Origin of the sequence: Haloplanus vescus, assembly GCF_900107665.1 — an archaeon.
Taxonomy (GTDB): domain Archaea; phylum Halobacteriota; class Halobacteria; order Halobacteriales; family Haloferacaceae; genus Haloplanus; species Haloplanus vescus.
The window spans coordinates 1,062,153-1,077,129 of the sequence record NZ_FNQT01000001.1; the positions used below are offsets into that span (position 1 = coordinate 1,062,153).

The window sequence follows — 14,977 nt, forward strand, 5'->3', positions numbered from 1 at the left end:
GACGGCTTCGTCAGCCTCAGTCTGCCACCGCTTCGTCGCCGACCGTCGGCGCCGACGGGTCACGAATCCACAGGTCGCCGAAGAGGTCGTCCTGCCGGAGTCGAATCTCGCCCCGATTCGCCAGAAAGAGCAGGGCGAGAAACGTATCCACGGGCGCGCCGCCCGCCGTCCGCACCTCTGCGAACAGCACCTCGGCGCGCCCCGCGTCGTAGTGAGTGGACACCTCCTCGCGGACCGACTCGATGGTCGTCTCGATGTCCTCCGTGTGCGTCGTCTCCGTCACGTCGTTCTCGGTGGGTTCGCCGCCGGGACGCACGTCGTCAGCCGCGCGGTAGTCGAGCGTCTGCGTCCCGCGGTCGTACCCGGCCGGCGACTCCGAGGTGTCGTACGACCGCGACTCCTTCCACCACGAGTCCCGTTCAGCCTCCCGGAGTTCGCGGACCAGCTCGTCCAGCGTCTCCGGCGACCCGCGGGCGTGCTTGCGCTCCAGTCGCCGGTCGAGCTCCTCGTCCAAGGCGTCGATGGGGTCGTGGCCGTCCATCGGCGGCGCGTCGCCACCCTCCATCGCGACTTCCCACGGCTCCGGCTCCGGTTCGTCCGGGCCGTCGTCGAGCAAGGCGTCACTTTTCATCCGCAGGAGGACGCTCGCGTAGAAGAGCGCCCGCCCCGAGGTCCGGAGGTCCGTCTCGTCGAGGTGGTCGAGGAAGGCGTCGGTCACGTCGACGATGTCGATGTCCCACGGGTCGATGTCGCCCTCCTCGGCCAACTGCACCAGCACCTCGACCGGTTCCACCTCGTCATCGTCGGCCTCGGGCAGCGTCACGTCGTCGGGGACGTGCTCAGTCATCCGCGGCCACCTCTGGGTCGCCGTCGTCGAGTCGGATACCCGTCACGGCGCTCACGTTGTCGCCCTGCATCGTGACGCCGATGGCGCGCTCGGAGCGGTCGAGCAGCGCGGAGCGATGAGAGACGACGACGAACTGCGCCTCGCCGGCCAAGTCGTCGACCATCTCGCCCACGCGCTCGGCGTTGGCGGCGTCGAGGAAGGCGTCCACCTCGTCCAGCGCGTAGAACGGCGCTGGGTTGTGACGCTGGATGGCGAAGATGAAGGCGAGCGCCGTCAGCGACTTCTCGCCACCGCTCATCGCGTCCAGTCGCTGGACCGGCTTGTCGCCCGGCTGGGCCTTCATCGTCAGCCCACCGTCGAAGGGGTCGGCCTCGTTCTCCAGGTGCAACTCGCCCGTGCCCGCGGACAGGCGCTCGAAGATGTCCTGGAAGTGGGCGTCGATGGCGTCGAACGCCTCCATGAACGTCTCCTTTTTCATCGCCTCGTACCCCTCGATGCGCTCCTCGATGGCGTCGCGCTCCGAGACGAGGGTGTCGCGGCGCTCCTGCAGGTCTTCGAGGGCGTCCTGCACCTCGTCGTACTCGTCGATGGCGAGCATGTTCACCGGCTCTAACGCCTCCATCTCGGCTTCGAGGCGTTCGACGTTTTCGGCCACCTCGTCGTGGTCCGGAATCTCCTCGGCGTCGTAGTCGCCGACCTCCGTTTCGAGTTCGTCTATCTCCCACGACAGGCGCTCGACGTCGTCCTCCAAGTCCTCGATGGCCGCCTCCACGTCGGCGACGCGTTCGCGGGCGGTGTCTCGCTCCTCCCGTGCCTCCCGCAGCTCGTCCTGCAGGTCGCTGCGCTCGGCTTTCAGGTCCGCGAGTTCGTCCTCCAAGTCCTCGATGGCCGCCCGCTTCTCTTCGAGGGTCGCCTCCCGACTCTCGATGTCGGCTTCGGCCGCCTCGATTCGCTCTTCGGCCTCGGCCTTCCGGTTCTGGGCGTCCTCGATGGTCGCCTCCAGCTCCTCGATGGACTCCTCCGCGTACTCGACTTCGAGTTGGCGCTCGTTGAGCTGGGCGTCGAGGTCGTCCATCCGGTCTTCGAGGTCGTCGATGTCGCCCTCTATCTCCTCCTTCTCGGCGGTGAGCTCTGGCACGCGCGAGTCGGCGAGTTCCTCCTCCAACTCCGCGATATCCTCTTCCAACGCCGCGATGTCGTCGTCGAGCGCCGAAATCTGGTCTTCTAACTCGCCCATCTCCGCATCGACCTCGTCGCGTTCGGCACGGAGGTCCTCAAGTTCCGTCTCCAGTTCCTCGATTTCAGTCTCGGTCGCATCGATTTCGTCCTCCACGTCCTCGATGTCGACTTCGAGGTCGCGAACCCGGTCGGTCGCGTCGCTCTTGCGGTCGCGCGCGTCGTCCAAGCGGGATTCCACGTCGCGAATTGCCTCGCGGACGCACCGACGGTCGTCCTCCAAGGATTCGATTTCCTCGGCGAGGCGTTCGAGTCGCCCCTTGCCGCTCTTGGTGAAGGAGTAGCGCGAGCCACCGCCGGACCCGCCGGTCATCGCCCCGCTTTTCTCCACGAGGTCGCCGTCCAGCGTGACCATCCGGTAGTCGCCCATCAGGTCGCGCGCGGTGTCCATGTCCTCGACGACGAGCGTCGACCCGAGGACGTACGAGAAGATTCCGGCGTAGCGGTCCTCGTAGTCGACGAGATTGCGCGCGAAGTCGACGACCCCCGGGTGTGACGGCTCGTGGGGGAGGCCGCGCCGGTCCATCTCGGTGAGGGGAAGGAACGTCGCACGGCCGGCGTTGCGCGATTTCAGGTAGTCGATACACGTCGACCCGACGCCGTCATCGTCGACGACGACGTTCGCCAGTCGTCCGCCAGCGGCCGTCTCACACGCGGTGGCGTACTCGGCGTCGACGCTTCCCAACTGCCCGACTGCGCCGTGGACGCCGTCGATGCCGCCGTTGAGGACCGTCGTGACCGACCGGGGCCACGAGTCGTCGCCGTCGCGACTCGCCCGCGCTTCGAGTTCCGCGTACTCGTTCTGTTTCGAGCGCAGGTCGTCCTCGATGTCGTCCAACTCCTCCTGCAGGTCGCTCTTCTCCTCGCGCAGCTCCTCGATGCCCGACTGAATCTTCTCGCGGTTCTTCTCGGCCCGGTCGAGTTCGCCGTTCAGGTCCGAAATCTCGGCTTTCAGGTCGGGAATCCGCTCGTGGGCCGCTTCGAGTTCGTCTTGGGCCTCGCTGATGCGGTTCGAGCGCCGACGCGCCTCGTCCAGCAGACGGTCTTTCTCTCGCTGGGCGTCGTTGCGCTCGGTCTTTCGCTCCTCTATCTCTTCTTTGCGCTCCGCGAGTTCCTCCTTGAGTTCGTCGAAGGCCGTGTCGACGTTCTCGATTTCTTCCTCGACGGACGCGAGCTCGTCCTGCTTGTCCGCGATGTCGCCTTTGACCGACGCCTTCTCGACCTTGATGGAGCGGATTTCGTCCTCCAAGTCGTCGAGCTCCTCGGTCTTGCGGTCGAGAGTGACGAAGGCCTCGCGGCGCTCCTGTTCCGCGGACTCGATTTTCTCCTCTTGGTTCTCGATGGTGGCTTCGAGGCGACCGATTTCGCCCTTGATCTCCTCGATTTCGCTCTTTATCTGGAGCTGTTCGTCCTCGCCTTTCCGCTCGATTTCGCGGGTGAGGTCGGCGAGGTCGGCTTCGAGGTCGTCCACCTCGGCCTCGGCCTCGTCGAGGGTCGCCTGCCGGTCGGCGAGTTCCTGCTCTTTGGCCTCGATTCGCTTTTCCGTGCGTTCGAGGGTCGTCCGCTTGTCCTCCAGTTCGGCGGCCTTCAGGTAGCCCTCGTACTCCTCTTTCTCCTCGCGGAGCGACTGGTATTCGAGCGCCGTCTCCCGTTCGTCTTCGAGTTGGTCGAGGCGGTCCTCCTTCTCCTCGATGCGGAGGTCGGCCTCGTCGATGCGCTCCTCGACGGTGTCGAGTTCGCCGTAGGCGTCCTCCTTCTTCGCGTCGAACTCGGCGACGCCGGCGATTTCGTCGATGATCGTCCGGCGCTCCCCCGCCGACATGTTGATGATTTCGGTCACGTCGCCCTGCATGACGACGTTGTAGCCCTCGGGCGTCACGCCGGCCTGCGCCAGCAAGTCCCGGATGTCAGAGAGGTTGACCGACCGACCGTTGAGGTAGTAGTACGAGTAGTAGTTGTCCTCGGTCTCTTTGACCCGGCGCTTGACGGCGATTTCGTCCACGTCGCCCACGTCCTCGGTGCCCGCGGCGTTGACTACCTGCGAGCGGTCCAGCGTGCCGTCAGAGTTGTCGAGGACGACGGTGACGCTCGCCTCGCGCGGGCCGGAGCGCTCGGTGTCGTCCTCGTGGCCGGGGTTGTAGATGAGGTCCGTCAGCTTCTCGGCGCGGATACCTCGCGTCCGTGCGAGGCCGAGTGCGAAGAGGACGCCGTCGATGATGTTGCTCTTGCCGGAGCCGTTCGGCCCGGTGATGACGGTGAAGTCCTCGTAAAACGGAATCCGCGTCTTTCGGCCGAAGCTCTTGAAGTCGTCGAGTACCAGTTCGTTGATATGCATGGGGGCTGACCCCGATCAGGCGACGATGATGTCGTTCCCGTCGGAGCCGTCGTCGTCTTCGGTGTCCGCGTCGGCCGCCGAATCAGTTTCGGGTTCGGCGTCGGCCTCGGCGTCAACCGTCTCGTCGGCGTCCGTCTCGGCCGCCGGGTCGGGCGTGTCGTGGTCGTCCACTTCGACGCCGGACGACTCGCGGGGTTCGGGTGTGCGCGAGTTGTCGACGCCTTCGTCGGATTCGAGCTGTCGGAGCCGCTCTCGCGTCTCGACGAGTTCCTCGGTGAGGCCATCGACTGCGGCCTGCAGTTCCGCGACCTGAGATTCGAGCTCCTCCACCCTGTTGCTCATGCCCGTATCAGGCGCCCCCTGACGTATAAATGTGCGTCAGACATCCACTTGGTCGGCGTCACGAGCGCCGAACCGCGGGGTCTTAGTGGTCTCGGAGTCGACACCCGTCCATGCGCCACGTTGGACTGAAAGCCCGAATGGCGATCGTCGGCTCGATCCTGTTCGCGTTCTACGCAGTTGCGGCGGCCGTCGTGATGGGTGTCTTCCAGTGGCCGCTCTGGCTCGTACTGGTCGGGAGCGTCCTCTTCGTCGGCGTCCAGTACAAGATAGGTAAGTGGATGGCGCTCCGGAGCGTCGGCGCCGAGGACCTGTCCGAAGAGCGTGCCCCCGACCTGCACCACCGGGTCGAATCGCTCTCGCGAGACATGGGCATCGACAAGCCACGACTCATGATCGCCCGGATGGGCGTGCCCAACGCCTTCGCCGTCGGACGCAAGGGCGCGGGCACCGTCGTCGTCAGCGAGGAACTCCTGCGAACGCTCGACGACGCGGAAGTCGAGGGTGTCCTCGCACACGAACTCGCACACATCCGCAACCGCGACGTGGTGATGATGGTGCTCGGCCAAGGCGTCGCCTCCATCGTCGCCATCGTCGCCCAGTGGGCCGTCCTCATGACGGGCGACAACGACATCGCCGACTTCTTCCTCGCCATCGTCGTCGGCCAACTCACGCAGATGCTGGTGATGGTGTTCGTCTTCGCCATCTCCCGGTACCGCGAGTACGTCGCCGACGGCGACGCCGCAGACGCCATCGGCACCGGCGAACCACTCGCGCGCGCACTCGAAAAGATTAGTCGCGGCGCCGAAGGCCGCGACAGCGAAGTCGACACGCAGGTGAACGCACTCTGTATCTTCGACGGCCGCGGCGGCCTCGCGAACCTGCTCTCAACGCATCCTCCGGTCGAGAAACGCATCGAGCGCCTCCGCCGGTAGATGGCCGACGTTCGAACCCTTCTCGCAATCGTCCTCGGCGCCCTCCTCGGTCTCGTCTGCGTGCTCGCACCCGGCGCCGTCGTACGCGTCCAGGCCGCCGGCCGTCGCCCCGACGGCACGGGCGGCGAGTACGGCACCGACACGGTGTCGACGCGGTGGAAACGAGTCGTGCAGGCGCTCGGAATCGGCTGTCTGCTCGTCGCCGCTGGCCTCGTCACGACGCTCTAAGCGTCGCGCACGACCTGGTCGAAGACGGGTTCGAGGCTGGCAACCACGTCGTCGTCGTGCGCGTCCCCGTGGAGGTGGAAGTGGCCCGTGGCGCCGACTCGGTCGAGCTGGCCGGCGAGCGTGTGGAGGAACCGATAGACCGAGTCGGAGTCGGAGTACTGCAAGAGCACCGTCAGGGACCGGAGACAGAGCGTCGTGTGTGGGTTGTACTCGTCGTGCGATTCGAGCAGTTCCGTCAGCGTGACGCCGAGATCGGTGAGGTTCCCCGGCGAGTCGACGAGTTCGACCTGTAGGTCGGTGTCGTCTGGGGCCGCCGAATCGAGGCGTTCGCGCGGGTCGCCGGCGTCCCACGTGGCGCCGTCGCTCATGACGACCGTCGCGCGAGGCGGGACGCCGGCCGAGGCGTGCCACTCGTCGAGCCATCGAGCCGTCGATCCGGCGAAGGAGACGGTGATGACGTCAGACTGGTCGGGCCGCGGCGCGACCCGTTCACACGCCGTGGCATCGACCGTCGTCTCCGAATCAGCCAGATGAAGCGTGCTCACCGGGCGGGTATGAGTCGAAATGAGATCACCCCGGTGCTAGTATCGAATCTAGACAATTAACGTCTAGGCCAAATTGCTTCACCGGAGACGCGCCACGGCGAGCAGTCCGAAGACGACCAGTCCCACAGCCGGAACCAGCGGGAGGTCGAACGGGCCGACGACGGGGACCGGAACCCCGATAGAGGCCCCCAGCACGTCCGGCATCGGTATCGTCACGCCGAGGACGGGGACCGTCACGCCAGCGGCGGCGGGCGGGGCGGGCGTCGCCGTCGGCGTCGGCCCGGGCGTCGCCGTCGCGGCGGGCGTGGGCGTCGGCGTCGCCGTGGGCGTCGCCGTCGGCGTCTCGACTTCGCGAGTGCGATTGAGCGAGACGACGTGTTCGGCGCCCGCAGAGTCGATGACGCGCAAGCGAACCGTGACCGTCCGGTTGTCGGGCGCGTCCAGCTGCGTGTCGACGTCGAGGTCGGTCACGACCGACCCGCCGTGGACGGAGGCGATGTCAACCACCTCGCCCGTCTCGGGGTCGACCGTCTCGACGGTCGCCGAGGTGATTTCGCCGCCAGCGGCACGGCCGCGAACCGCGACCGTGTCCTCGTCGACGAACCGCGTGCCGGCCGGGTTGAGTCGGAGTTCTGGCTCGACGGTCCGACTGACGGTCACCGTTCGCTCGACGGTGTTGCCCGCGGTGTCGGTCGCCTCGATGACGACGGCGGTGCTCCCGGGGTACAGCGAGCGGTTCGTGTCGAACGTCACGCGCTGGCGCGTCGGGTCGGGGCGTTCGAGTCCGGGTTCGACCAGATACGCCGTGCCCGAACTGTCCGCGGGGTGGATGGCGACGTGGCGAATCTGTCCGTTGTCCGTCGCGGTGCCGTGAATCCGTAGCGAGTCCGGTGACGTACGGACGACGGACAGCTCCGACAGCGACGGCGGCGCGGTGTCCTTGAGGATGAGTTCGAACTCGTGTGTGCGGACGTTACCGAGTTCGTCGTAGTACTGTGCGGTGACGTTGTTCTGGCCGACGCCGAGGAAAATCGATTGCGAGAACGAGCCGTCGAAGCCCGACGCGGTGTAGACGGCGCGGTCGGTCTGCGTTTCCGTGCCGACGGAGTACTCCGCCTGCCGGACGACGCGCAGATGACTGACGCCGGTGACGTCCGTGAAGTTGCCCGCGAGGGCGACCTGCGAACGATTCACAGTCACCGTCTCCGGCGGTGACGCGAACTCCTCCGTTTGGAACGGCGTCTCGTACTGGACGTACGGTTGCGTGTCGTCTTTCGTGACCGTCACGGTGTGACTGGTGACGGTGTCGGTCTTGACGACGACCGTGAGCGTTCGCTCGCCGCTCGACAGCGAGAGGTCGAACGTGTCGTCGAACGCCGTCGAATTCGGCGTCTCCCGGCGGACGGTCGTTCCGTCGACGCGAACCGAGACGACCCGAATCGACTGCTCGGCGTCGACCGAGACGCCGACCGTCGGGTCCTCCTCGACGAGCGTCGAATCACCGGGTTCGAGCGTCGACCCCTGCACGGTGACGGTGATCGACGGCGACGCGCCGACGACCGTCGCGGGTACGACCCCGGCGACGACCGTCGCCACGACGACGATTGCGAGCGCGATACGCGACACGGGGGGCTCCATCACCCTCCCGTCGGCGGCCAGAGGGTTTCAAGATGTGGGATACCTTCTCAGGACTGAGAATCGCGCTGTCGCTACGAGTCGATGCGTCGGTAAAAATGGAGTACTGTATCGAAAACGATCGCCGAGTTACAGGCGAACGACGTTCGTCGCGCGCGGACCCTTCGGCGAGTCCTCGATTTCGAATTCGAGTTCCTGTCCTTCTTCGAGGTCCGGGCCGCCCACGTCTTCCATGTGGAAGAACACGTCGTCGTCCGCGTCCTCAGTTTCGATAAAGCCGTAACCGCCAGTGTCGTTGAAGAAATCAACCGTACCAGTTGCCATTGCAATCTACACGAGGGGCCATCAACGGATAAGGCTTCCGTGATGGGGATGCACACGGAGAGAGACGGTGAAAATGGGCATAGCGGCGGTCAAATCCCCCAAATCGTACGACAGGGGGCGACCGAAGGATTGGTTACGAGACGGACACTCTACTAGGACGTGTTACTCTCGCCTACCGTCGCGTATGCGCTCGGTTTCGCGCTGGCCGGACTCGTCTGCCTCGGGGGCATCGCCCGCGCCCGTCAGATAGAGGACGCCGGCACCCGCCGTGGACTGGTCGCGCTCCTCGCGACCAGCGGCGGCTGGGCGGTCGCACACGCTGTCCTCCTCGTACTCCCCGGTCGCGGACTCAAGACCGGCGTGTATCTCGTCGGCCTGATACTCGGGTTCAGCACCGTCTTCGCGTGGCTCTACTTCTGCTCGGCGTACACCGGGCGGTTCTATCACCGCCGCCCCGCGTACCGTCAAGCGGCCGTCCTGCTCTACCTGTTCGTCGTCGGTGTGAAGGTGACGAACCCGTACCACCACCTCTACTTCACGACGATGGTCGTCGCGGAACCGTTCCCCCATCTGGCGATTCAGCAAGGGCTCTTCCACTGGATTGTAACGGGGCTCTCCTACACGCTCGCGGCCGTAGGGATGTTCGCCCTCTTCGAGACGTTCGTCGACTCCGAGTACGACGCGACGCCGCTCGCGGGCCTAGTCGGTATCGCGGGGTTGCCGGTCGTCCTCGACATCGTCGGCTACGCGACGCCGTACCTGATCGACATGATTCACGCCCCACTCGGCGTCGCGGCGTTCGCGCTCGGCGTCCTCTTCGTCTTCGAGGACCGCTTTTTCGCCGTCCAACTCACCGAGGGCGTCGAAGGACCGACGGTCTTTCTCGACCGCGAGGGGCGAATCCGCGAGTACAACCGCTCGGCCGAGCAACTGTTTCCGGACCTGTCGGCTGCCGCCGGGAGCCCGGTCGACGCGGTTCCGGCGCTGGCCGATGCCCTCGCGAGCGACGCGGACACCGTCTCGCTCGATGTCGACGGCGACCGCCGACACTTCGTGGTGAGCGAGAACTCCTTCGAGGTCGGACAGGGGTCGCTCGGCCGCATCCTCGTCTTCTCGGATGTGACCGCGCTCGAACGACAGCGTCGAGAGCTCGAACGACACAACCGACAGCTCGAGGACCTCGCCGGCGGGATGCGTCACGAACTCCGGAACGCGGTGACCATCGTCCGCGGCAACGTCGAGTGGGCGATGAGCCAGCTCGAATCGGGCGAGGTGGCGGAGGCTCGTGACGCCCTGCGGACGGCGACGAACACCACCGATCGGACGACGCGGCTGATGAACGACTTCGCGACGCTCGCCCAGTACGGCCGGACGGTGACCCACACCAAGCAGGTCGACGTCGCGGCGACGGCGCGCGCGGCGTGGCCCGACGCCGCTGACGCGACGCTCACCGTTGACACCGCGGCCACCGTCGAGGCCGAACCCGGCCGGCTCGAACTCCTCTTCGAACGCGCGTTCGAGTTCGCACTCGACAACGGCGCCTCGACAGTCACCGTCGAAGACTGGGACGACGGCATCACGATTACCGACGACGGCGAGCCGCCACAGGGCGACACCGACCGCTACTTCGACTACGACGACGCCGTGTCCAACGAGACCATCGGCACCAGTCTTCCCATGGTTCGCACGCTCGCGCGCGTCCACGGCTGGGGGGTCACCCTCGACGGTGACTACCGGGACGGGATTCGACTCGTCCTCACGTGGGACTGAAGCGAGTCGGCGGCTACTCCAAGAGGTAGCCGAACGCACGGCGTGCGTTGTGGCCGGCGTCGGTGGCCTCGACCTGTTGAGTCGTGCCGACGGATTCGACGGTGACGAATCCGCGGTCCGATAGCGGCGCCACGACGTGGCGTCGGAGGCGGGCGTAGGACTGCTTGGTCGGCTTCCCCGACGCGTCGAACGGGCGGTCACAGTCGCTGATGAAGGGGAGGTCGCGGTCGGCACCGAATCGGATGAGCGACCGCTTCGAACACGGACCCTCCTCGACGAGGCGGTCGAGGATGGCAATCTGCTGGGCGTCGGGACGGTCCATGGGATAGGTCGGGAGGTCGATGGCGAGTTCCATCCCGTAGCCGACCGGCTCCGCCCCCGAGGCGTATCGCTCGGCGCGGACGTAGTAGGGTTGGGCGTCGCCGGTGACCATGCAGGCGATCATGCCACCGATGGCGGTGATCTTGCTCCCCGTCGCGAGGTTCACGTACACGTCGTTGCCGACGTCGGCGTCGTCGCTGGGGGTCACTTCGGCCGTCGCGATTTCGGCGATGACCGCGATGGAGTCGTACAGGTCGAACAGTTCGCACTCGCGGCAGTCGATGTCGATGCCGGCCGCTTCGAGGTCGGCCAGCACGTCGTCGTGGTAGTCGGGACGTTCGAGGTCGTCGGCGAGCCAATCGAGGAGAATTACGCGGTCGGCCCGGTACTCCCGCGCTGGTTCGACGATGCGGTCGTGTTCGAACCCCAGCGGCATGACGTGGACGCGCTCGGCGACGTTCATGTCACGTCCTCACGCGGCGACGCCAATTAAGTAACGCTCGTAACGTAAGTAACGCATAAACACTCAATTGTGTGGGGGGTCTCGACCGGGACGTGTGCCGCCGCGCGGGACACAGGGGGGAGTCGACGGCCGGCCAGAGCGCCGGGGTCCGGCGAGGGGGTGCCTCCACCGCAGACGCGGTGCCACCCGGGGGGCGTCGGGCCGCGTTGCTCACGGAATCCGTCGGCCCAGAAGGTCAGACGCCCGTCTGACGACGCACAACGATTATACGCGTCAGCGCGCGACTCGTGGGTATGCCACCCATCAGACGGTGTCACGCCTGTGGCGACCACTTCCGGCCGTCGCCGGACCGTCGCCACGGCCGGATTCGGTGTCGTCACACCGCGAATCCGGACGTGACCCTCCCCGACCTGCAGTTCGTCTGTGCCGACTGCCGCGAAACGGTGGTGGACCTCACCCGCCACTGGGAGCAACGCGACGCCATCGACGACACCTGCAGTTTCTGTGATTCCACTGCGACCGACACGGGGCGAGTCGACCTCACCAGCCTCGTCGACGACCGCGTCGTCTCACAGGGGCGGTACCACCTCTGTCGGGAGTGCGAACAGGTGTTCGAGACGTTTTTGGAGGACCTCCACGTCAGCGTCGACCTGCCGGACCCGTGGACCCACACCCCGGCGTCGAACGGCGCCGTGTTCGACCGCGAGGGCGACCTCCGCGTCGAGACGACGCCGCTGACTGCCGAGGAACCGCGTCTCCGCTTTCTCGTCGAGGAATCAATCGTCGCGGAGGCCGTGCCAGTCGGCCCACCGCGAGCACGCGCCCGCGAGTTCGTCGCGGCGTTCGAATCGTTCTATCCGACCGACCCGCAGTCGCTCGCCGACGACGTCATCGAAGGCAATCCCGACCTCCGCGCCGTGCGCTCTCGCGGGCGCGCGTAGAGATTACTGCCACGAGGCGTAGAGGTCCTCCGCGACGACGCCCAGGCCGAAGAAACTCGCGAGCGTCGTGAGCAGACCGCCGAGGAGCGGAATCAGGCCGACAGCGGCGAGGACGAACGCCCCGGCGACTATCGACAGGCCATCGGGCACCTCTCGCCCTCGGAGGAGCGTCCCCAGCCAGCAGACGGTGATGGCGTTGCCGACCAGTCCGACGACGAAGAGCGCCAGCAGTCCGGGGATGGTGATGATCAGCCCGATGATGGTTATCGCGAGCAACACCAGTCCGATAGGGACGGCGATGCCGGCGAGCAAGCCCCACAGGAAGGGTTCGACCGGGTCGTCCTGCAGGCCGGCGAGCATCCGCCGCGTGTAGTCGGGGGCGATGCCGAGCACCGCCCCGCCGAGAATCAGGTTGAGGACGAAGGCGACGCCGAACTGAACGCCGAAACGAACCACCAACTCCGTCTCGGACCCCATCGGAGCCTGTGCGACGGCGACACCAGCGAACGAACACGTAGCGATGGCACTCGCCACGAGGGCGAGCAATCGAGTGGAGGGCATCGAGCAAGCGATTGGCCACCGGCGACTAACGCTTTGGGGTTCGTGTCACGCTGTGAGCCCGTGCGACAGCCAACCCCTCAGTGGGCGGAGATGCCGGAGACGACGTTGAGGACGTAGACGCCGACGAGGATGAGGCCGATGCCGACGACGCCGGCCACGTCGACCTGTTCGCCGAAGACGACGACTCCGAGAACGGAGATGGCGACGATGCCGATGGCGGCCCACGTCGCGTAGACGAGGCCGACCGGGAGCTCCTCCAGTGCGAGCGAGAGGGCGTAAAACGCCACCCCGTAGCCGACGACCACGCCGATACTCGGGAGCGGGCGCGAGAATCCCTGCGAGAGTTTGAGTGCCGTCGTCCCGATGACCTCGGCGACGATTGCGAGGCCGAGTAATGCGTAGGGGGTCATACATATGCGGACGGCAGGGGGTGGGATAAAGGACACCGGCGAGTGGGTAGGTGGGTGTCTGTTGGGGGTGGTGCTGTGGAAGATCTCGTTCGAGCAGGGTATTGAGAGAAACTGGCCGCGTTGAGCAGGGCCGATACTTCGTATTGATTCAACCACATCATCAGTTGTCACGCTGCTCGTACTCTCGAAGATTCATGGTGTCCGAGTTCCTCGTATTACAGTCAAGAACAGCGGAGATTCTATTCTTCACTCCGGATCACGCCGCCGCCCCCGGCCGGTTCTGTCCGACTAGCTATACTTCTCTGACACAAGTTAGGTCCCAAAGAATCCCTTAAACTTGGTGGAGTCGTGCGTCTTGGTCTTGATATTCTTCGGGACAGTCACCGACTCCCCAACCTTGTCCAGTCGTTTCAATATATGAATACTTCTTCCCATCTAGTTCCCAGTACCATCCAGATGGGTCGTTATCACGAATACCAGCCGCCATATGGCCTGGTGGCTGAATAAGCACCATATCGTACCCAAATGAGTCCGCCTCTAATATGGAAGCCAACATTATAGATGTGTCCTCACAGTCACCCCCCATCTCAGTCATCGTCGCCAAAATGAACTTCGTATAGTCGTCGAATCCTCGACTGACATCGTCAGGGACGTAAGGTAGCGCCTGAGTAAAATCGATAGCAAATTCGACAGATTCACGCTCATTATAGCCGCGTGCATCTGCTTCATCTCGCAACAGCGAGGCTAATTCTTCAGCCGACCCCTCTGTTAGTTCATACGCAACGTATTCTTGGCGTGACCGCCCGCGATCTTTTCGTACAGTCTCAGCATGTGCGGACTTATACGCGAAAAAGTCAATAGTCCAATCATCTCCCGCTGTTCGGCCTGAGATATCGAGCTGATAGGCCCCTTCAATGCTATTTCGTGAATAATTCGCTCCAGAGTCATCCTCAAGTTGCTCTTCAAAATCTGCCCGTTCAATTCCCGTATCTGTGACATCGAAGGGATCTGTTTCCATAATAGGCTCCACCGCAGAGTAATCAATATCTTCCTCAGCCGCATCTTCCGGGACAATCCCGACAAAGAAGTTATAATTTGCCGACTGATCCGCGTTATCTGGATCAAGATCAAAATCAACCGTAACTTCGTTTGAACCCTTAGATTGATCAAATGTATCACTGAATTTCTCTCTAATGATCCCCTTACGTGGGAACTCGAAGAATTGCACAAGAAGCTTTGCTGAGTCGTAATCCGTCTCCGGATAATCTTCAGTAACTTTCACAGTTACAGACTGGAGAGAGAACGTAGTAATGTGTGAGAGGTCCCTCCAGTAATCATCATTGACGGTAAGCTGGTTAGTTTCTTGTGACGGAGTCTGGGTTGGAGTCCGAGTCTGTGTCGAAGTCGAAGTTGGTGTTGACGTTAATGTCGGCGTCGACGACGGGGCAGGGGTCAGTGTTGGCGTTGAGGAATTCTGTAGATCAGATTTCTCTTGCACTTCTGGATCCTGTGGTGCATAGTCTTCACTGTCGATAACGCCATCACCATCGGTATCCTGGATATCATTCTGATCACTATTGCCCGAACAACCTGCTCCAATAGCGGCCACCGATGGTCCGGCCAGCTCTAAAAACCGGCGTCTATTCATATCTATCTCAGTGAGTTATACTGACTAAAAGGGGCTGAAAAGGGACAGTCTCACCGGATAGATGACATAATTTGATAGATATAGATCTTCCCGGCTCGTTAATTTGGTGACCAGACAACAATGTTGAAATGTGCGAAGGGGATCCCACACCTATTGGAATTTTATGATATGTTATAGTTAAATATCGGCCACCCAATGACCATCAACAGCTGATTTCGGAGACTTGAGGTAGGTGTTGATCTCCGCGTCGTATCCGAGTACCATCTCGGTGCTGGCCTCAATCCCGTCGGCGGCCGCCTGCGTCTGCGGGAGGAGGAGTACAGCGAGCTGTTTCCATCCTGCACGGAGCAGATGCCGAGTGGGGTGATCGGTGCGTCCGGGGCTGACAGTTCCGCAGCCCGCTGTTTCACCAATATCACAATGGCTCCAAATCCGTTCC

The 14,977-nt window shown here is 64.0% G+C and carries 14 protein-coding genes; 4 read left to right on the forward strand and 10 right to left on the reverse strand.

From position 1 onward, the window contains the following. Positions 1-16: 16 nt before the first annotated feature. From BLU18_RS05665 to BLU18_RS05675, 3 genes are read right to left on the reverse strand one after another with little or no spacing between them, the layout of a single operon-like run. On the reverse strand, positions 17-847 hold the full coding sequence (locus BLU18_RS05665) for a segregation and condensation protein A (protein WP_092632799.1): 831 nt from the start codon (positions 845-847) through the stop codon (positions 17-19). After that, entirely contained in the window at positions 840-4,418 is a 3,579-nt protein-coding gene (gene smc / locus BLU18_RS05670) for a chromosome segregation protein SMC (RefSeq protein ID WP_092632802.1), read from the reverse strand. Before smc ends, BLU18_RS05665 begins: the two co-directional genes overlap by 8 nt. 15 nt (positions 4,419-4,433) lie before the next feature. Next, positions 4,434-4,760, reverse strand: coding sequence for a DUF7518 family protein (locus BLU18_RS05675; RefSeq protein ID WP_092632806.1), 327 nt, complete (start codon positions 4,758-4,760; stop codon positions 4,434-4,436). A 137-nt stretch (positions 4,761-4,897) separates the two neighbouring features. Between BLU18_RS05675 and BLU18_RS05680 the strand changes: the two genes are divergently transcribed. Together BLU18_RS05680 and BLU18_RS05685 are read left to right on the forward strand one after the other, a co-directional pair. Continuing rightward, positions 4,898-5,692: a M48 family metallopeptidase gene (locus BLU18_RS05680; RefSeq protein WP_218124054.1), complete on the forward strand. Its 795-nt coding sequence runs from the start codon at positions 4,898-4,900 to the stop codon at positions 5,690-5,692. Next, on the forward strand, positions 5,693-5,920 hold the full coding sequence (locus BLU18_RS05685) for a hypothetical protein (RefSeq protein ID WP_092632813.1): 228 nt from the start codon (positions 5,693-5,695) through the stop codon (positions 5,918-5,920). On the opposite strand, the gene BLU18_RS05690 is transcribed toward BLU18_RS05685, so the two are convergent. The 3 genes from BLU18_RS05690 to BLU18_RS05700 all read right to left on the reverse strand — a co-directional run bounded on the left by BLU18_RS05690 (position 5,917) and on the right by BLU18_RS05700 (position 8,424). Next, on the reverse strand, positions 5,917-6,465 hold the full coding sequence (locus tag BLU18_RS05690) for a DUF7504 family protein (RefSeq protein ID WP_092632816.1): 549 nt from the start codon (positions 6,463-6,465) through the stop codon (positions 5,917-5,919). The two genes, BLU18_RS05685 and BLU18_RS05690, sit on opposite strands and share 4 nt — an antisense overlap. Positions 6,466-6,543: 78 nt before the next feature. Continuing rightward, on the reverse strand, positions 6,544-8,103 hold the full coding sequence (locus BLU18_RS14785; protein WP_092632820.1) for a hypothetical protein: 1,560 nt from the start codon (positions 8,101-8,103) through the stop codon (positions 6,544-6,546). A 126-nt stretch (positions 8,104-8,229) separates the two neighbouring features. Further along, the gene (locus BLU18_RS05700; RefSeq protein WP_049935367.1) at positions 8,230-8,424 is read right to left on the reverse strand and encodes a cold-shock protein; all 195 of its coding nucleotides are present in this window, start codon (positions 8,422-8,424) and stop codon (positions 8,230-8,232) included. Between the two features lie 159 nt (positions 8,425-8,583). Here BLU18_RS05700 and BLU18_RS05705 point away from each other — a divergent pair, with 159 nt between their 5' ends. Further along, the gene (locus BLU18_RS05705) at positions 8,584-10,194 is read left to right on the forward strand and encodes a sensor histidine kinase (protein ID WP_218124055.1); all 1,611 of its coding nucleotides are present in this window, start codon (positions 8,584-8,586) and stop codon (positions 10,192-10,194) included. A 13-nt stretch (positions 10,195-10,207) separates the two neighbouring features. Here BLU18_RS05705 and BLU18_RS05710 read toward each other — a convergent pair whose 3' ends face one another. Then, the gene (locus tag BLU18_RS05710; protein ID WP_092632823.1) at positions 10,208-10,978 is read right to left on the reverse strand and encodes an HFX_2341 family transcriptional regulator domain-containing protein; all 771 of its coding nucleotides are present in this window, start codon (positions 10,976-10,978) and stop codon (positions 10,208-10,210) included. Positions 10,979-11,271: 293 nt separating this feature from the next. Between BLU18_RS05710 and BLU18_RS05715 the strand changes: the two genes are divergently transcribed. Then, positions 11,272-11,919 (forward strand): hypothetical protein, encoded by a 648-nt coding sequence (locus BLU18_RS05715; RefSeq protein WP_092632826.1) that lies wholly within the window; start codon positions 11,272-11,274, stop codon positions 11,917-11,919. A 3-nt stretch (positions 11,920-11,922) separates the two neighbouring features. Here BLU18_RS05715 and BLU18_RS05720 read toward each other — a convergent pair whose 3' ends face one another. From BLU18_RS05720 to BLU18_RS14520, 3 genes are all read right to left on the reverse strand, one after another. Continuing rightward, entirely contained in the window at positions 11,923-12,480 is a 558-nt protein-coding gene (locus BLU18_RS05720) for a DUF8173 domain-containing protein (protein WP_092632828.1), read from the reverse strand. A gap of 77 nt (positions 12,481-12,557) precedes the next feature. Further along, positions 12,558-12,890, reverse strand: coding sequence for a DMT family transporter (locus tag BLU18_RS05725; RefSeq protein ID WP_092632830.1), 333 nt, complete (start codon positions 12,888-12,890; stop codon positions 12,558-12,560). Between the two features lie 331 nt (positions 12,891-13,221). After that, positions 13,222-14,538 (reverse strand): hypothetical protein, encoded by a 1,317-nt coding sequence (locus BLU18_RS14520; RefSeq protein ID WP_143025232.1) that lies wholly within the window; start codon positions 14,536-14,538, stop codon positions 13,222-13,224. Between the last annotated feature and the right edge of the window lie 439 nt (positions 14,539-14,977).